General features: G+C 58.3%; 16 protein-coding genes. 9 read left to right on the top strand and 7 right to left on the bottom strand.

Features of this window, described 5'->3' with window-relative positions; genetic code table 11:
- Window positions 1–11 precede the first annotated feature (11 nt).
- From AC781_RS02105 to AC781_RS02080, 6 genes are all read left to right on the top strand, one after another.
- On the top strand, window positions 12–581 hold the full coding sequence (locus tag AC781_RS02105; protein WP_218107247.1) for a hypothetical protein: 570 nt from the start codon (window positions 12–14) through the stop codon (window positions 579–581).
- 171 nt (window positions 582–752) lie between these two features.
- The gene (locus tag AC781_RS02100) at window positions 753–1,226 is read left to right on the top strand and encodes a hypothetical protein (protein WP_067772678.1); all 474 of its coding nucleotides are present in this window, start codon (window positions 753–755) and stop codon (window positions 1,224–1,226) included.
- 206 nt (window positions 1,227–1,432) lie between these two features.
- Window positions 1,433–1,687 carry a hypothetical protein gene (locus AC781_RS13585; protein ID WP_141675690.1) on the top strand — a complete coding sequence of 85 codons (255 nt, stop codon included), beginning with the start codon at window positions 1,433–1,435 and terminating at the stop codon, window positions 1,685–1,687.
- 105 nt (window positions 1,688–1,792) lie between these two features.
- Window positions 1,793–2,203: a hypothetical protein gene (locus AC781_RS02090; protein ID WP_067772672.1), complete on the top strand. Its 411-nt coding sequence runs from the start codon at window positions 1,793–1,795 to the stop codon at window positions 2,201–2,203.
- Between the two features lie 270 nt (window positions 2,204–2,473).
- Window positions 2,474–2,662, top strand: a complete 189-nt coding sequence (locus AC781_RS13580) for a hypothetical protein (protein WP_141675689.1) — start codon at window positions 2,474–2,476, stop codon at window positions 2,660–2,662.
- A 46-nt stretch (window positions 2,663–2,708) separates the two neighbouring features.
- Entirely contained in the window at window positions 2,709–3,197 is a 489-nt protein-coding gene (locus AC781_RS02080; protein ID WP_067772666.1) for a hypothetical protein, read from the top strand.
- A gap of 5 nt (window positions 3,198–3,202) precedes the next feature.
- On the opposite strand, the gene hrpB is transcribed toward AC781_RS02080, so the two are convergent.
- The 6 genes from hrpB to AC781_RS02050 form a co-directional block, all read right to left on the bottom strand.
- On the bottom strand, window positions 3,203–5,746 hold the full coding sequence (hrpB, locus tag AC781_RS02075) for an ATP-dependent helicase HrpB (protein ID WP_067772663.1): 2,544 nt from the start codon (window positions 5,744–5,746) through the stop codon (window positions 3,203–3,205).
- Window positions 5,747–5,759: 13 nt separating this feature from the next.
- Window positions 5,760–6,797 carry a hypothetical protein gene (locus AC781_RS02070; protein WP_067772660.1) on the bottom strand — a complete coding sequence of 346 codons (1,038 nt, stop codon included), beginning with the start codon at window positions 6,795–6,797 and terminating at the stop codon, window positions 5,760–5,762.
- Between the two features lie 200 nt (window positions 6,798–6,997).
- Window positions 6,998–8,026 (bottom strand): phosphatidate cytidylyltransferase, encoded by a 1,029-nt coding sequence (locus AC781_RS02065; protein ID WP_067772657.1) that lies wholly within the window; start codon window positions 8,024–8,026, stop codon window positions 6,998–7,000.
- A 12-nt stretch (window positions 8,027–8,038) separates the two neighbouring features.
- The gene (locus AC781_RS02060) at window positions 8,039–9,016 is read right to left on the bottom strand and encodes a phosphatidate cytidylyltransferase (protein ID WP_067772654.1); all 978 of its coding nucleotides are present in this window, start codon (window positions 9,014–9,016) and stop codon (window positions 8,039–8,041) included.
- Between the two features lie 40 nt (window positions 9,017–9,056).
- On the bottom strand, window positions 9,057–9,449 hold the full coding sequence (locus tag AC781_RS02055; protein ID WP_067772651.1) for a GxxExxY protein: 393 nt from the start codon (window positions 9,447–9,449) through the stop codon (window positions 9,057–9,059).
- Between the two features lie 119 nt (window positions 9,450–9,568).
- Window positions 9,569–11,215 (bottom strand): fumarate hydratase, encoded by a 1,647-nt coding sequence (locus tag AC781_RS02050; protein WP_067772648.1) that lies wholly within the window; start codon window positions 11,213–11,215, stop codon window positions 9,569–9,571.
- 205 nt (window positions 11,216–11,420) lie between these two features.
- On the opposite strand from AC781_RS02050, the gene AC781_RS02045 reads away from it, so the two are divergent.
- Window positions 11,421–12,398 carry a phosphatidate cytidylyltransferase gene (locus tag AC781_RS02045; RefSeq protein WP_067772645.1) on the top strand — a complete coding sequence of 326 codons (978 nt, stop codon included), beginning with the start codon at window positions 11,421–11,423 and terminating at the stop codon, window positions 12,396–12,398.
- A 195-nt stretch (window positions 12,399–12,593) separates the two neighbouring features.
- A complete protein-coding gene (locus AC781_RS02040; RefSeq protein WP_067772643.1) occupies window positions 12,594–16,004 on the top strand; it encodes a VIT domain-containing protein in 3,411 nt (1,136 codons plus the stop codon).
- A gap of 96 nt (window positions 16,005–16,100) precedes the next feature.
- Here the strand turns inward: AC781_RS02040 and AC781_RS02035 are convergent, their stop codons facing one another.
- Entirely contained in the window at window positions 16,101–16,757 is a 657-nt protein-coding gene (locus tag AC781_RS02035; protein ID WP_245741050.1) for a DedA family protein, read from the bottom strand.
- A gap of 90 nt (window positions 16,758–16,847) precedes the next feature.
- Here AC781_RS02035 and lpxB point away from each other — a divergent pair, with 90 nt between their 5' ends.
- Window positions 16,848–17,978, top strand: coding sequence for a lipid-A-disaccharide synthase (gene lpxB / locus AC781_RS02030; RefSeq protein WP_067772641.1), 1,131 nt, complete (start codon window positions 16,848–16,850; stop codon window positions 17,976–17,978).

Here is a 17,978-nt window from a genome sequence, read left to right as displayed (position 1 = left end):
ATGTGCTACAGATGAGAGCGTGTTTACGTGTATGTTTGATTGCCGTGTTGTGCTGCCTGCTTGTGTGGTGGTTTCATGTGCCGTGGGATGGTTACGTGTTGGTAGGCATGGTTGTCGGTGCTCCGTTTTTGCTGTTTTTTTTGCTGGCGGACAGGAAGGCATGTGCCCATGGAGAAGGAGGAGAGGGATCGGTGAAGGCTACTGCATGGTGGAGGCTTGTTTTATCGGCCGTTCTGGTGTTTCTGGGCAGTTCTTTGGTCGTGCTGCTGTATAAGGAGTCGATGGCCGAGTATGTGGGGCATATGGATTATCCGCAGGGCGTACCCTATTATGCAGATGAATACGAGTATGATGTGAAGGTTGCCGAGTTGCTGGCTGCTATGGCTTTGTCTCTGTGCATGGCTTTGATTCCTGCGTTGTTTGTTTTGGACAGGAAGCTGGTGTTACCCTTGAGGGTGTGGGTGATTTTAAGCGTGGCCGCTTTGTTTCCGTTTGTTCAGGTTGCTACACTGCGTCCGCCTTGGGCAAAGCTCCAGACTATGGCCGAAGAAGCGGAGCGGAAGACTCTTTCCGATGGATGATCCTGATCCCGGACGGTGTTTCTGCGTTCTGCAGGCTGTCGAGGTGATGGAATTGCCCGTTTTTGCATGCGGTATTTCCTGTATTCCGAAGGATAGGGAGGGGCGAAACCGGGATTGACGGCGGGCCGTTTTATGCTACACTTCCGTTTCCCCTCCTCACCCTTTTCCCCTATGATGCCGTCCCTTCTTTTTCCTGTGGATCTGTTTTTCTGTGTGTTTTTTCTGTTCGCGACTCCCGTGCTCGTTTTTGTGTTGATTACGTTCAACAAAGAGAAGAATGTACGGCTGCGCATGCAGGAGGAGAGTGTTGGGGCATTGGTGCGGCTTTGGCTGTCGATCGTTTTGGCAGGCGTCGCCGGTTTTTTCATGCTGCGTGCCTATCTTGTGCTTTCCTTGATTATTTTATTTGCAGATGCAGAGTCCGGGATGGCGGAGCGGGGCGGCCTTTGTTCGATCGAATGGTATTTCATCGGAGGGTTGCTGTTTTATGGTGCAGTGTCGGTGCTGATGGCGGTTGCTCCCGTGTTGGCGGCGCGTTGCATGGGGTTCAGGATGGCTCCATGGGTGTGGATCGGGCTTCCCGTTGCGGCCATAGTGCCGTATGTCGCGTATGTGGGGATGGAAGTGATGAAAGGTTTGATGTGATGCTGGGAGAGATATTGAGCGTTTTGTTTTGGTTTGCTTTGGGATTGTGTCCCTTGGCGGCTCCCGTTGTGCTGGGATGGCTGTTGGCTTCAGGCGAGCCGGGACGGGCTGCCAAGAGTGATGGTTGCTCGAAGTCCGGTCCTTCATGGTGGAGGTTATGCCCGGCTGCATTGCTGGTGTGGGGTGGCTGCAGGTTTGCCGTTGTTGTGTTTAAGTGGTTGAGCTGGGGGGACGGTTTGCTTTCCAATGATGAATGGAGTCGGGTGGTAGTGACGGAGGGGAAGGGGGCGGATTTGGCATGGAAGATGCCGGGGCTGTTTCTGCTGGCTTTGGCGATGGGTGTTGTTCCTGTTCTGGTGGTGAAGTTGATGGGGTATGCAGTGCCTTTGCGGGTGTGGGTGGTTATTGTCACGGCGGCTTTGTTTCCTCCCGCCGTGTTTGCGATAGAGGTTTTCTGCTGATGAAGGCAAGGATGCCTTTTTGACATCAATGTGCAGGCCGGGGCATGTCGGGATTGACGGCTGGCGGTTTTTTGCTACAATTTTTGTGACTGCTCCTTTGACCCTATGGAAGTATTGTTTTTTGTGCTGTTTCTGCTGATGACCCCCTTTTTAGTTTTTCGGTTGATTATTACCGATAAGGAGAAAGGTGAAACGGCGTATGCCGAAAAGCATGGTTCCGGTGCGGAGGCGAGGCTAGCGCTGGCGTCCTTGTTTGTGGGGATGTGCGGTTTTTTCCTGCTGGGTGTTTATGCTTCGTTCGGGTTCGCTCTTGCGATGCCGCGGTGTGCGTTTTCCGATGCATATTTGTGGGGAGGTTTGCTGGTCTGTATGGCGGTGTCTGTACTGGTGGGGATTGGTCCGCTTGTGGTAGCGCGTGGCAAGGGGTATAGGGTGGATGTTCGGGAGTGGCTATGCCTTGCGATCGTAGTATCAGCTCCGTATGTTGTAGTTTTGTGTGCTTTTGATTGGAGGTGAACGATGGCTGAATGGTTTCAGGAATGTTTTTTTATAGCCTTTTTGATCGGCATGCCGCTCGGTCCTTTTGTGGTCAGCGGGTTGTTGATGCCTGACTATGACGAGGACGGGCGTGTGGCGGTCAGCGCGCGGAAGGTTGCGCGGTGGCGGGTTGTTTTGGCTTCCGTGATGGTTTTGTTCGGCAGTGGGATGGTGTGCTGCTTATATAAGGATGAGGTTTGCCGTGAGTCGTATTATTACTGTATCAGGTGGAACGAGTTGCTTTGCTTGATGGCACTGTCTTCCGTTCTGGCGGTGGCTCCGCTGGGTGTGGTGTATGGCGGCAGATTGTGGCGGTGCCGATGGTTGGCGGCCATTCTGATCGGGGTGTCGCTGCTGCCTTACTGGGGAATTTGGGATTTGCCTGCTCCGGCACGATGTGAGGAGCCGTTGGTGAATGGCAGGCAGATTGCTCCCTGACGTAACAGGATGCCTGTGTGTGGCACGTTTGAAAGTTTTTTGTGCGATGTTTGTTCTTATTCTGCTCGGTTTGATTGAGGTGTTCGTGTTGCCTCTGATTCTGTATTTGCTGCTCAAGATGCCGGAACCGACGTGGCTGGATTTGGAGTACGAGGAGCCACCTGCGCAAATGAATTGGTGGCGGCTGCTGCTGGCCGGGCTGGTTGCGTTTTTGATAGGGTGTGTTGCTGTGGGATGGTATGAGCTGAGGATGGAGTATTCATTGCGGGATGGCTCCGTGCCCCACTGGGTATGGAATCGTCTGGTGTGGCGGCTTGTTACGTCGATGGGCGTAGCGGTGGTGTTTGTCGTGTGGCCGGCTGCTGCTGCGATGTATCGAGCCTATCATGGGAAGGTGCGAGTCTGGTGCGTGCTGGTGCCAGCGGTGTTGCTGCCTTTTTTGCATGTGGCGACGGTTTTCCCGGCGCGCGGGGCCGATCCGTGGGAGAAGCTGCAGGATCAGTGGACAGGCAGGCGTTTGCCGGCGGAGAGGTAGGCGTTTCAGACGTCGTCCGGCCATTTTTGCCGGGGGTATCGTCCGGCGAGGTCTTTTTTCATTTGGGGGTAGCCCGTTTTCCAGAATCCGGCGAGGTTGTCGGTGATTTGCCAGGGGCGCTGGTTTGGGGCGAGGATTTCGGCGAGGACTTTGATTTTGCCCTGCGCGATGACGGGTGTTTCCCGGACGCCGAAGAGGAGCTGGGCTTTGAGTCCGAAGACGGGGGTGGAGTCTTCCCGGTACCGGAGTTTGACGTTTTGGCCGTTGGAGAGCTGGAGGGAGGTGGGGGCGTAGCGGTCGAGGGCTTCGCGCTGCCACGGGGAGAGCCATTCGCGGAGGACGGGCATGACCTGCCGTTCCTTGATGTCTTTGTAGCCGATAGCTCCTTCGCAGATCATGGCGATGGCGACGAGGCGGTCTTCGGTGTCGAAGGAGGGGAGTTCGAGTTCGGGCATCCATTGGCGGAGTCCGTTGAGACGGCGTATCCATTGTTCGACGTGGCCGTCCCAGTGGTCGAGAGAGAGGGTGCCGGCGACGACTTGTTCGGTGAGGAGGGGGGCGGCCTGTTCGGGGTCGGCATCGCCTTTTTCGCGGTCTTCGAGGATGAGGTCGCGATAGCGGGTGAGGAGGTGGCGGAAGACTCGTTTGCGCTGTTTGTCGTAGGCTGCTGCGGTTTCTTCGATGAGGCTGCCGGTGGCGGTTTTGAGGTCGTCGATGGTGATGAGGGTGCAGCGGCCTATTTTCGTTTCGACTCCTCGGCCGCCGATTTCGGCGACTTCGGCGGCGACGAAGAGCTGCCCTTTGAGAGCGACGCTGCCGGAGGCGATTTTTCCGCTGCGTTTGCGGGTGAGGCGGGCGGTGTTGGCGGCGATGCCGTTGCGGGCGGCGATGCGGTCGGCAAAGCTTTCGACGAGCGCGCGGGTGATGCCTTGGCGGGCGCGGTGGAAGTCCGGAGCGGGCGGCGGGGTGCCTTCGCGCCCCCTGAGAAGTTGTTCCCACGCGCGGTCGATTTCCCGTGCGGCCCGGGCCATGATGCCCCATTTGTTGCAGGCGGAGGGGTCGAAGGAGAGGGCGCGGGCTTTTTCGACTGCCCGCCATTCGGCCTGAAAGTCGGTGTAGTCGTCCGGTTCTTTGAGGCTGTCGTGGGGTTCTCCGCCGAGGAGGATGTTTTCTCCCTGGATGAGGGCGGCGATGGCAGCCATTTCCGGCTGGCAATTTTCGTCTTCCCCGGCGATCATGAGGCGGGCGAGGACGGGGGCGAGGGGGTAGGCGAGCATGCGCCTGCCGATGGAGGAGAGTGTGCCTTCGGGGGTGACGGCTCCGAGGTCTTCGAGGAGTTGCCAGGCGCGTTCGCTTTCTTCGGCGGAGGGGGCGTCGAGCCAATGGAATGTTTCCATGCCTTCGCGGCCTTTCTGCCCCCAGGCGAGGAGGTTGAGGTAGGCGGCGCTGATGTCCGCGCGGTGGACTTCCGGGGAGGGGAAGGGGGCGCGGCGGGCGTGATCCGCCTCGCTCCAGAGGCGGATGCAGTAGCCGGGGGAGAGGCGTCCTGCGCGGCCTTTGCGCTGCTCGGCCTGAGCCTGCGAGATGGGGACGATGTGGAGGGTGGAGATGCCCCGGCGAGGGTCCCAGCAGGCTTCGCGGGCGGTGCCGGAGTCGATGACGCTGCGGACTCCTTCGATGGTGAGGGAGGTTTCGGCGATGTTGGTGGAGATGATGACGCGCGGCCTTGTGCCGCATTCGACGGCTTTGTTCTGGGCTTCGGGGGAGAGTTGGCCGTGCAGGGGGTAGATGTCGCGGTCTTTGAGCCACGAGGCGTGTTCGAGGAGTTCTGCTGTTCTGCGGATTTCGTAGGCGCCGGGGAGGAAGATGAGGATGTCTCCGCAGTTTTCGTGGCGGATGAGGGAGCGGAGGGCGTCCGCGCATTGCTGCCAGACGGGTGGCGGGGCCATGATGCCCCGGGAGTCGCGCACGGGGCGGGGCGGCATGTATTCGGTTTCGACGGGGTACATTTTCCCATGGGCACGGAGGATGGCGGTTTCCGGGCCGAGGTAGGCGTGGAGCTGGTCGATGTCGAGCGTGGCGGACATGACGACGAGGCCGAGGTCGGGGCGGACGGTGCGGGTGAGGTCGAGGACGCGGGCGAGGCAGAGGTCTCCGGAGAGTCGGCGTTCGTGGATTTCGTCGAAGATGACGGCGCTGATGCCGCGAAGTTCGGGGTCGTCCGTGAGGCGGCGTTCGAGGATGCCGTCGGTGACGAAGAGGATGCGTGTTTTGGAGGATTGGCGGCTGTCGAAGCGGACGGCGTAGCCGACTTCCTGCCCAAGGGGGCAGGGGTATTGCCGGGCGACGTACCCGGCGAGGAGGCGCGCGGCGAGGCGGCGCGGCTGGACGACGAGGACGGTGCCGCGTTCTCCCCATCCGGCTTCGAGCATCATGCCGGGGATGCGCGTGGATTTGCCGGAGCCGGTGGGAGCGCTCAACAGGATGCGGGCACCGGGGCTGCTGGCGGCGGAGAGGAAGTCGGGGCGTATGTCGTCGATGGGGAGCATGTCGATGTCGGGATCAGGTGAAGATGTAGTGGAAGAGGCGTTCGGCGGTGTTCAGGAGCTGCCATCCGGCGATGGCGAAGTCCGGCCCGCACAGCAGGGGGACGAAGCCCGGGAGGCCGGGAAGCAGAGATCGGTGGCGCGTGAGTCCGATGCTGCGTTTGAGTGTAATGCAGACCCGATTGCCGCAGGCAGTCATGCAGGCGACGGCCAGTACGGTGGCCAGGATGGTCAGGGATTGCGGGAGCAAGGCACGCAGGATTTCAATCCGGGGAGGAGGCGTGTGTTCGTAGTCGAGCGAGAAGAGAGGTGTTTGCACCACGGTGATGATGATCCAGATGGCAGAGACGAGGAGCCATGAACCCATCAAGGTGTGCCATGGTTTTCGGATCGGGCTGGGGGATGACGATGTGTGGCCGCGGGGAAGGAAGCCGCTGGCGCTGCGATTGATGAGCCATGAGGCAGCGTTGAAGGAGAGGGCGATGAGAATGATTTTAACAGCAGGCGGCCATGCGTCGAAAACGAGGGTTTGGAGGTTTATGCTTTCGTTCAGGATGGCGATGATTCCCCATGAAAAGAACCAGACCGGGACGATGGAGACGAGCAGGTCGGTGGAGACGGAAGCGAGGCTTTTTTCCGGTTCGGAGGATCGTGTCATTTCCCAGAGCAGGGCGGCCATGGCGATGAAGCCGATGAAGGCGATGGCTACATTCCATGGGTCAGGGTATTCGTGTTGTCCTCCGGAGCGGTAGGCGCACCCGAGGACGGAGACGGTGAATATTCTGACTCCATCGAATCCGAGCAGCCATGGGTAGGGAAGTCCCAGAAGCAGGATGAGCCACCGGTGGCAAAGTTTTTTCTTTTCTTCGAGGAGCAGGCTCCATTCAAGGGTTGCCATGTTGCACAGGATGCAGAAGCATACGATGTACACGGGCAGGGAGTTGCTATCAAGGACGATCCATCCGGCGGAGAGTAGCACGAGGAAGGTGAATGCGGCTTTGGCGGCTGCATGCCGTCCGGAGGAAGGAAACGGTGTTTTGGGGGTGGCGTTCATGCGTGAAAAGGCGAGTTCCAGTCTTTTGTAGCACAAATCGCGTCGATGACGCCATGATGAATTGTATCACAGGAGTGTAACAGGCGCTGTGGCCGTACTCTGGCGGTGTTCGGTCTGGTCGATTGGATTGTCCATCCGATGCAGGCTACCATGGAGGCGACGGCGCTGCGTCGAGCTGTTACTTGTTCCATGGTTGAAATTCAGGTTGGGAGGTTGTTCAGCAAGGCAATGGCCGCCAGAAGTGCGGACGAGGCAGCAAGCGGCAGGCCGAGGCTGCCGAGGAGGGTTGAGATATGCCGGTTTTCTGTTTGTTCGATGCCCAAGGTTTGGCGAAGGTAGATCGCGGTCAAGGCTCCGAAGTGGGCGAGGAGTCCCATGCCGAAGATGAGGGCGGGAATGGAAATGACGAAAATCAGAATGAATTTGATGATGGTGAGGAGGTGTTCCGTCCAGTCGAGAGAAGAGGCATTGAACCATGCGTCGGGCCAGTGGTACAGCAGGGCAGTGGCGGCGGCGATGGAGAGGGTAGCAGTCGCGCCCAGCAAGCCTTCCCATGTGCGTTCGGGGGCAATGTGTCTGCTTAGAGGGTTGCGTTTGAAGATTTTTCCTCCCAGCCATTTGTTGAAGATTGCAGCCAGCAGTTCAAAGAGGCCGCAGGCAAGGAGGAGGAGAATGACGGGCGGCAGGATGTGGCTCGGCGTGTTTCCGGTCGGGATGAGGGCAGATAGAGCCCATGAGAAGAACCAGGCGGGGAAGAGGAAGGGCAGGACGGTGCCGCTGATGGCGGAGAGGTTTTTATTTTGGTTTCCGGGTGATGCCATTTCCCACAGGACGGAGGTTGCGATGAAGCATGCCAGATAGATTGCCGAAAGGGTGAAGAAGGAGGTGAGGATGTGGAGCTGTTCGGACGAGTCGGGAAACAGGAGGAAGGATGGGTCCCCTTTGCCGCCGAATTGCAGGATTGGTGTTTGCCGGGTATATTGGCTGTACATGCCGAGGATTGCGCCCGCCATGAGCCATGGATAGGCGAGGCCTGCCGCAAGGAGGAGGTTGCGATGGCAGGTTATGCCGTTTTTCTTGAGGGATGCTGCCCATTCCAGAATGGACAGGTTGCACAGGAGGCAGATCAGGACGGCGTAGCAGGCGGGTCGGTTGTATATGGCTGCGGCGCAGGCGGCGATGATAAGAAGGAGGGTCCGGACGCAGGAGTGCAGGGTAGCCGGGGGCATGGACGAACCGGGTTAGAAGAGATGGAGTACGTTGGCGCAGAATGCTCCCAGGCTGATTCCTCCGCCTACGATCATGCTGACGGTGAAGGCGGGGCTGTCGATGAGGTCGAAGATGCCGCCGATTCCCGGCAAGAGTGAGCCGGAGTCTTTGACGGCGAGGCTGCGCTTGATGAGGGAGCCTGCGAGGTCTCCGATGACGGCAAGGAGGGCGATGATGATGATGATGGAAGCCAGTATCCACGGGTAATGCAGTGCGGCAGGCATGAGGACGGTTGCCAGCCCGAAGCCCGCGGCGGTGGTGAGGAGCAGTGAGCCGATGAAGCCTTCCCACGTTTTTTTCGGGCTGATGTGAGGGATCATTTTGCGGTCGCCGAAGATTTTGCCGCCGATGAGGACGCCGCTGACGTAGGCGCAGATGTCTGTGAGTTTGGTGACGAGGATGATCCAGAGCAGCATGCCGACAGCGCTGTCGGCGAGGTGTGCACCATGGGCTTCCGCGATCAGGAAGGCAAGGGCAAAGCTGAACATCCATACGGGGTAGATGAAAGCCAGCAGGGTGGTGCCGACGCTTCGCAGGGCGCGGTCGGCTTCAATGGGGCGGCGCATTTCCCAGACGAAGGAGACGACGGCCACGAGTGCGACGGCGAAGAAGGCGAATGCAGAGAAGGCGGTAACGGCCTGAGTGGTGTCGATGCTGCGAACGTGAGGAGTGTCGCAGTACAGGCACCATGTTTCTTTGATGCTGAAGTGGCCGAGCAGGAAGAGGAGCCATGGGTAGGGGAGTCCGGCTGCGAGGACGAGCCAGCGCTGGGCGTAGTCTTTTTTCTCCTTGAGCATGGCGTACCATTCGATGGTGGTGAGGTTGCACAGGAGGCAGATGAGGATGGCATAGCCCCAGACGCTGTTCCACCAGAGGACTCCGCCGACGAGGGTGAGGAGGATGACGGTGCTGAAGAGGCGTTCGAGGAAGGTTTTGAGCTTGGGTGTCATGGAAATGAGGGGGAAGGATCGCAGATATGCGCAGAGTTTCTCAGATGTCCGCAGAGGGTGGCATGATGTAGCGTTTGTAATATAGTTGAGGGGTGCCGAAGTTGAAGAGGAGGGCTTTGGTCAGTTTGGTGATTTTGAGGTAGTTGAGGATTTGTGCGTCTTCCGTGCCTGAGAGGTGGGTGAGGGCTTTCAATTCCAGAAGGAGAGTGCCGTGGCAGACGAAGTCTGCACGGTAGGAAGACGGCAGTAGGTGGCCTTTGTAATGGATGTTCAGTTTGGCTTCCCGTTCATAAGGTATGCCTTGGGTGTGCAGTTCCCATTCCAGTGCTTCCTGATAGGTGGATTCCAGAAAGCCGCATCCGAGTTCCCGATGTACGGCCATGGCTGCGCCGATGACGTCGTATGTCAAGGGATCGCTGTCACGGGTGTACATCGGGCCGGATGACGATGGGTTTAACCAGAGCGGGGAATGTGCAGGATATGCAGAAGAAATTTCTGAGTCAGTCTTTTCTATCTGCGTTATTCTGTGTTCCCGCTCCGGTGTTCTGAGGTTTAGTGCGCGCAGGCGGGGCAGGCCCAGTTGGCGCGGATTTGGGCGAAGAAGTCGTTGCCTTTGTCATCGACGAGGATGAAGGCGGGGAAGTCTTGCACTTCGATTTTCCAGACGGCTTCCATGCCGAGTTCGGGGTATTCGAGGAGTTCGACTTTTTTGATGTTGTCTTTCGCCAGGATGGCGGCGGGGCCGCCGATGGAGCCGAGGTAGAAGCCGCCGTGTTTTTTGCAGGCATCGGTGACGCACTGGGCGCGGTTGCCCTTGGCGATCATGATGAGGGAGCCGCCGTTTTCCTGGAAGAGGTCGACGTAGGAGTCCATGCGGCCTGCAGTGGTGGGGCCGAAGGAGCCGGAGGGGTAGCCTTCCGGTGTTTTGGCCGGGCCTGCATAGTAGACGGGGTGGTCTTTGATGTACTGGGGCAGCCCTTCGCCGTTGTCGAGGCGTTCCTTGAGTTTGGCGTGGGCGATGTCGCGGCCGACGATGATGGTGCCGTTGAGGCTGAGGCGGGTGGTGACGGGGTATTTGGAGAGTTCCGCGCGGATTTCGTCCATCGGGCGGTTGAGGTCGATGCTGACGGCGGTGGGCTGGACGGTGCGGAGTGCTTCCGGGATGTACTGGCCGGGGTTGCGCTCAAGCTGCTCGATGAAGATGCCTTCGGGGGTGATTTTCGCCTTGGCATTGCGGTCGGCGGAGCAGGAGACGCCCATGCCGACGGGGCAGGATGCGCCGTGGCGCGGGAGGCGGACGACACGGATGTCGAGCGCATACCATTTGCCGCCGAACTGGGCGCCGAGGCCGAGTTTGCAGGCTTCTTCATGCAGTTCCTTTTCAAGGGCGAGGTCGCGGAAGGCCTGTCCGTGTTCGTTGCCTTCGGTGGGGAGGGTGTCGTAGTATTTGGTGGAGGCGAGTTTGACGGTTTTCAGGCATATTTCCGCCGAGGTGCCGCCGACGACGAAGGCGACGTGGTAGGGCGGGCATGCAGCGGTGCCGAGGGTGCTCATTTTTTCGACGAGGAATTTCTTGAGCGTGGCCGGGTTCAGCAGGGCTTTTGTTTCCTGATAGAGGTAGGTTTTGTTGGCCGAGCCGCCGCCTTTGGCGACGAAGAGGAAGCTGTATTTCATGCCTTCGACGGCGGCGATATCGATCTGCGCCGGAAGGTTGGTTCCCGTGTTCTTTTCCTTGTACATGTCGAGGGCGACCGTCTGGGAGTAGCGCAGGTTGTTCTGCGTGTAGGCGTCGTACACGCCGTGGGAGAGTTCTTCGCAGTCGTTGCATCCGGTCCAGACCTGCTGGCCTTTTTTGCCGACGATGTTGGCGGTGCCGGTGTCCTGGCAGAAGGGGAGGATGCCCAGGGAGGCCACTTCGGCATTGCGGAGGAGGGTGAGTGCTACGCTTTTGTCGTTTTCGCTGGCTTCGGGATCGCTCAGGATGCCCGCAACCATTTTGAGGTGTTCGGGGCGGAGGTAGAAGGCGATGTCGTGGAAGGCTTCGGCGGCGAGGAGGCGGAGGCCTTCGGGCGCAACTTTGAGGATCGGTTTTCCTTCGAATTCGCCGATGCTCACGTAGTCTTTGGTGATGAGGCGGTACTGTGTTTTATCCTCGCCGAGGGGGAAAGGATCCTGATAGTGAAACGGAGGCGTAGCCATAACAGGAGGCATGATAGCGGAGTTACCTCCGAATTTCCAGCGCAAAAATGCAGTGTCTCCCGAATGGATAGAAAGAGGCGTGTTCGGCTGTTTGGCTGGGAATTCGGCGGCCGGGTAGGATGTTGTTACACTTCTGTTACACAAGTCGTGCTTGTTCCCGATGATGGATTCGTGATAGAAAGGGAGTTGATTTCCCTCGACTCCCATGACTGCTTCTTCCAAACTCGTGTTATCCAGTTTTCCCGGTACTTTTTTGCTGTTTGCCCTGCTGGCCGTGGTCTGGTGGGTGGATGCAGCCTGGGGCTATGCGGGGCTCGTGTGCGGGCTGTGCAATATGGGTACGCTCGACTGGCACCGCCTGCTGCGGGAGAAGGATGGCTATACGCAGGGGAAGCTGGCCTTGTGCGCCGGGCTGGCCTATCCCTGGCTTCTGGCAGCGATTGCCGTGGAGGCCCGCGACAGGGTGCTGGTGCTTTCCAACGGTTGGTCGGCCCATTTGGGGGATTTGTATGCGGTGGCGGCTGCCGGGGTGTTTGCCTGTTTTTATCTGGTGATGCTGATGGTGCTTGCGTTGACGTGGGAGGCATTCCGCGCGGACGGGTTCGAGCGCGCGGTGCGCAATATCGGCCTGACGGTGCTTTCGTTTGTGTTTCCCTGCTGGATGCTGGCGTTCGCACTGTTTTGCCTGGTGGGGATGGATGCGGCGGGCGGTACGCTGCCGAGGGAGGCTTTTTCGATTCTGGTCTGGCTGATGGTGGTGACGAAGCTGGCGGATCTGTTTGCGCACGGTTGCGGTGTGTTGTTCGGCGGGCGTTTGTTCGAGTCGGCACGCATGGCTCCGGTGCAGCATCCTGCGACGACATGGGAGGGATTTATGGGAGCGATGATTCTGACGGCGGATGCAGGGTTCATTCTGGCGTACTGCTTGCGGTTCCCGATTCTGCACAAGCCGTTTTTCCTGATTGCCGTTCTGCTGGCTATCGTTCTGTTGGCGTATTTCGGCAATTTCGCTTCTTCGCTGGTGCGGAGGAGTTTCGGAAGAGAGGATGCTCCGGATGCGTTCGGCAGGTGGGGGAGCGGGATCGCGTTGACGGGTAGTCTTGCTTTTACGGTGGGGGTGGCCGTGGTGGGCGGGCTGCTGTTGCTGGGCCTGTCGAATGTGTTTCCGGCCGTTGCGGATTGAGGAAAAAGATGAGTGTTCTCGGCTCGAAATCCGAGGGTGGCGTATGTATGTGTTCCTGTTTCGTTTCTGCTTTTATCTGATGGAATAATTTTCTGCCGAATCCGTTTGTGATGCTTTTGTTGCATAAAATTTGCTGGACGATTTCCCTGTGGTTATGCTACAAATGAATCGATCCGAAGGCGATCCATACATATCATGAAAATAGTACCCCAACTTATTGCGCTCGGTTTGATGGCGGCTCCTGCGTGGGCCCAGACTCAGGCCGCCGATCCCGTAACCGCCAGCCGCGTGCTGCCGGATGTGCAGACACAGCCCGTTTTTCCCCGGATGATTATTCAAAAGGGGGAGAAGGATCAGTCTGTGGTCATCAGCAAGGCGGAAGTGCAATCCCGCGTGATGGGGCCGCTTTGCGAGACGATCGTGACGATGACGTTCCATAATCCGAATAACCGGGTGCTGGAGGGAGAACTGTATTACCCTTTGCCGCAGGGGGCTGTGATGCAGGGGTATGCACTGGATGTCAACGGTGCGATGGTGGACGGCGTACCTGTGACGAAGGAGAAGGCTCGTGTGGTGTTCGAAGAGGAGCAGCGCAGGGGTATTGATCCGGGGCTGGTGGAATGGTCGGGAGGCAACCAGTTCAAGACGCGCGTGCATCCCATTCCGGCAAACGGTACGCGTACGGTTCGTCTTCGTTATACGACGATGGTGCCGATGAATGAGGACGGTTCTGTGCTGTACCAGCTGCCTCTGAATTTCGGCAACAGGATGGATTCCTTCAAGTTGCGCGTCGAGGTGCTCAACGACGAGAAGCCGCAGATCAACCGGTCTCCCGTGGAGAATCTTTCGTTTGACAAGGTGCAGGGAATGTTTGTGGCCGAGAAGGAGTTGAAGGATATTGCGCTGACGGAGGATTTGAAGATATCGATTCCTGCGCCACTTCCCAAGTTCGGTCCCACCGTAGAGACGGGTAACGGCAATTTTACGATGACGCCGATTCAGCTTGGGGGTAAGCCCAAGAGTGAATCTTTTGTCGAGAAGCATGACGGCAAGTATTATGCCACGGTTGTTCTACCTGTGGATGCTGCGGGTGCTGGCAGCCATAAGGCACCGGGCAGGCTGTCGATCGTATGGGATGCCTCAGGATCGATGGCGAAGGCGGATACGGCGAAGGCGATTGCCTTTTTGAAAAAATATTTGGATACGTACATGAACAGGCCGGGCCAGGCTGCATCGGCAGAACGGCCCATTGAGGAAGTTCGTCTGACGATTGTGCGCGACAGGATCGGCGATCCCAAGGTGTTCAAGGATGCCGATGCTCTTTTGAAAGCGTTGGAGGAGATTACTTATGACGGAGCAACGGCGGATGTACAGGCTGCGGTACCTTCGACGGCGGATGCGGGACTGTGTTTTGTCGTGAGCGATGGTATTGCCAATTTCAGCAAGGGGGAAATGAGTGACAGCGCGGCTCCTGTGGTGGCTCTTGCCGTAACGTCCGCTTCGGATTTTCATGCCATGGAGCGTATGAATGCCCGCGTGCTGACTCTGACGAATCATACGGCGGAGCAGGCGATGAAGAATCTGGAAGAGCCTGTATTGAAAGTGATAAGTGTGGTGTTGGACGGTGAGCCGTGGGAGGATTCCGTATGCAGCGGCAGAACGGTCAAGGCCGGAGATGCGCTGCTGGTGACTGGCAACATTCCTGAAGGTGATCATGAGATTGGTTTGATACTGGTGAGCCTGTCGGAAGGAAAGAATAATGAGACGCATGGTATGTTTGTCACGATGCCTGTTTCTACGGGCAACGCGCAGGAAGGAACGCTGTTGCGGTCTTTCCATGCCCAGAACAGGCTGAACGAGATGATGCGCGAGCCGGAAACCCCGGTGCGGGCCGAGCGGCTGAAGGCTCTCGGCGAGGAATACGGTATCGTGACGCCCGGTACGTCTTTGCTGGTGCTGGAGTCGCTCGACCAGTATATCCGCCACGGGGTGAGGCCTCCGGCCTCCGCACCGAAGGAAAGGCAATTGTACGACGAGCATGTGGCGATGAATGCCAAGGCGAAGGAGCTGAGTGAGGAATCGCAAAGGGTGGGGCAGATGCGGCGATCTTTGGACGGCTGGAAGGAGAAGGTAGCGTGGCTTGAAACCGATTTTTCGAAGAGGAAACCAGCCAAGAATGCCGATACGAAGATGGTTTTGAATCAGCGTGCAGTGGATGGGATGGACGATGAAGCGGGCGAAGCATCCCCCTTTGATTCGGGGGATGTTCGTGTCCTGAGGGCTGAGCGTCGATCGGAGGCCGTGAGCGTGATGCCCGCTGCTGCTGCTGCTCCCGTTGGGGCAGAGGCTCCTCCTGCCGGGGTAGGTGAGGCCTTTGGTGTCGGTTTTGGCACAGGAATGGTTGCCGCTGAAGATGCCGATGCGGCGGTTGTTGTGACTGGCGGTATGCGGCCGGCAGGCGGTGCTATGCTGGGGTCGGCAGGCGGACGGTCGGGAGGAGGCCGTGAGACACAGTCACCGCAGCCCGTGATTCAGGTGAAGCCGTGGGATTCGAAGGATCCGTATATGGAGGCATTGAAGGTATCGGAAAAGCCTTACGATACGTATATGAAGCTCAAGGCGGAGTACGGGGCGGCTCCGGGGTATTATCTGGATTGTGCCGATTTCTTTGCCTCGAAGGGCGATAAGGCGACGGCTTTGCAGGTGCTCTCCAATCTTGTGGAGATGGAGTTGGAGAATCGTTCCCTGCTGAGGACGCTGGGTTACAAGCTCCGGTATCTGGGCGATCTGGATCAGGCGGAGTTCGTGTTCCGGAAAGTGGCCGAGATGTTCCGTGAAGAACCGCAGTCCTACCGCGATCTGGCGCTGGTGCTGGCGGAGAAGGGCGAGTATCAGGCCGCGGTCGATATGTTGCGGAAGATTCTGACGAATCCGATGCAGGAGCGTTTCGCCGGGGTGGAGCAGATTGCCCTGATGGAGATGAACCGCCTGATCGCCAAGGCGAAGGCCGAAGGCAAGCCGGTGAATGTGGATGGTTTGGATCCCGCGTTCATCAAGCCGGTAGATACGGATCTGCGCGTTGTCATCAACTGGGATACGGCCGCTTCGGATATGGATTTGTGGGTGACCGACCCGTTCAAGGAGAAGTGTTTCTACAGCCATAACCGGACGCAGACGGGCGGCATGCTTTCCCGCGACGTGACGCAGGGCTACGGCCCCGAAGAGTTCCTGATCCGCAAGGCGAAGGATGGGGACTACAAGATCGAGACGCATTATTACGGCAGCAGGTCGCAGAAGATGCTGGCTCCGGTGACGCTATATGCGGAAGTGTATACGGACTACGGAAGGCCGGAAGAAAAGCGGCAGACGCTGTTTTTCCGCCTTGAAGAGAAGGATCAGGTGGTGAATGTAGGTAAGGTGGCTTACGGTCAGGATCCGTCCGCTCCTTCCCTGCGGGATTATCAGGTGAAGAAGGGCGATACGCTCGAATCCATTGCCCGGAAGGAATTGGATGATCCGGCGCGGGCAGAAGAGATTCTGAAGTTGAATCCGTCCCTCAAGGGCAGGGAACTGTCGGCTGGAGAGTTGATCAAGCTGCCGAAGTAAACTCACGGGTGCCCCGGCTCCAATGAAAAAACGCCTGTCTTGTACAAGACAGGCGTTTTGTTTGCGAATAGGGAAGCGTTTATCGAAGAAAAACGATCAGTGTTGAATGTCCTGTTCCTTCTTTTTGCGGGAGGTCATTTTGATCATCAGGACGTACAGGGCGGCCAGGACGACGACGCAGATGACGAGGCCGAGCGATTCGGCTTTTACGGCTTCTTTCAGTTTGTCCGGGTCTTTGAGAATGTCCGGATGCTCCGAGCCGATGCGGTGGCCGTACCAGGTGAGAACGGTGCACCAGATGAAGGCGCCCAGCGTGGTGACGAGGCTGAATATCCAGAAGTTCATGCGGACGATGCCCGCCGGGATGGAGATGAGGTGCCGGATGACCGGGAGCAGGCGGGCGAAGAAGACGCCACCGACGGCGTACCGCTCCATGAAGACGGTGGCCTTGGCGACTTTGGCCGGAGGCATGAAGAAGTATTTGCCCCAGCGGTTGATGAAGGGGATGCCTGCATAGCGGGCGACGAGGTAGGTGATGGCGGAGCCGACGTAGGAGCCGACGGTGCCTGCGATGACGACGCCCCAGAAGCTCATGGGGGCATTGGGTCCGGCGGCAATGATGGCGGCCGGGGGCATGACCAGTTCACTGGGGACGGGGAAGATGGAGCTTTCCATGGCCATGAGGAGGATGACGCCGGCATATCCCCAGTCGGTCACCCATCCCATCCAGATATTGATCAGTTCGTGCATCATGTTCGTATGCGGGGGATTATGCACAGTTTTGCTGTGCTGTGAAGTCTTTTCTTGTAAAATTCAATGCATTCAGCTACATTGACGTACGACATGAAGTTGTTCATCATTGCCGGAGAGACGAGCGGAGACAAGCACGGCGCGCTGCTGATGCAGGAGTTGCTCAGGCAGGATCCGTCCATGGAAATCATGGGGTTGGGAGGTCCGCTGATGCAGGCCGTTTCGCCGGAAATCGAGGATTGGGTGGAGGAAGCGGCGGTGATCGGCGTGGTGGAAGTGCTGAAGAAGTACGGATGGTTTCGCCAGAAGTTTCTCGATGTGCTGGACCGCATCAAGCGCGAGCAGCCGGATGGTGTGATTCTGGTGGATTATCCGGGGTTCAATCTGCGTATGGCCGAGCGTTTGCGCCGCGATGGTGTGGATGTGCGGATCGGTTATTTCATTTCCCCGCAGGTGTGGGCTTGGCACAAGGGGCGCATTCCGAAGATGGCGAAGATTCTGGATATCATGATGTGCATTTTCCCCTTTGAGAAGCCTTTGTTCGAGGGGGCGGGGCTGTGGACGGAGTTTGTGGGCCATCCGCTGGTGGACGATATTCTGGCGGAGCGGCAGACGGATGTGCGGGAGCCGAAGCTGGTCGGCCTGTTTCCGGGGAGCCGTGTGCGCGAGATCGAGAGGCATTTTCCCGTTTTCATTCAGGTGGTGGATTTGCTGCGCCACAGGCATCCCGACTGGGTGTTCGAGACGGCTGCATCGAATACGAAGCTGGCCGATCTGATGCGCCGGATGGCGCACGAGTTCGGTCTTCCGGCCAATGTGCTGCATATCCGGACGGAGAATTACCACGGGTTGATGGATCGGGCGAATGCCGCGCTGGTGGCTTCCGGTACGGCGACGCTTGAAGCGGCTCTGCACGAGCTTCCCTACGCATTGGTGTACAAGGTGGCGTGGGGTACGTATCTGGCGGCGAAGCTGCTGGTGCGCATTCCCCATATCGGGATGGTGAATATTCTTTCCGGCAAGGAAGTGGTGCGCGAGCTGGTGCAGAACGATTTTTCCGTGGAGAACTGCATCGCCGAGCTGGAGAGGCTGATGGACGAGAAACAGCGCGAGGATGTGGTGCGCAGCATGCGTGCGGCAACGGATCTGCTGGGGCACGGCGGCGCAGCAGCAAAGGCGGCGGATGCCGTGATGAAGATGCTGAAGGGGCAGCAGGGCGAGTGA

The sequence above is a fragment of the Neoakkermansia glycaniphila genome (genome assembly GCF_001683795.1).
In the GTDB taxonomy this organism is placed as follows: domain Bacteria; phylum Verrucomicrobiota; class Verrucomicrobiia; order Verrucomicrobiales; family Akkermansiaceae; genus Akkermansia; species Akkermansia glycaniphila.
The sequence above is the reverse complement of the archived record's forward strand: the minus strand, read 5'-3'. Positions and strand labels throughout refer to the sequence as shown.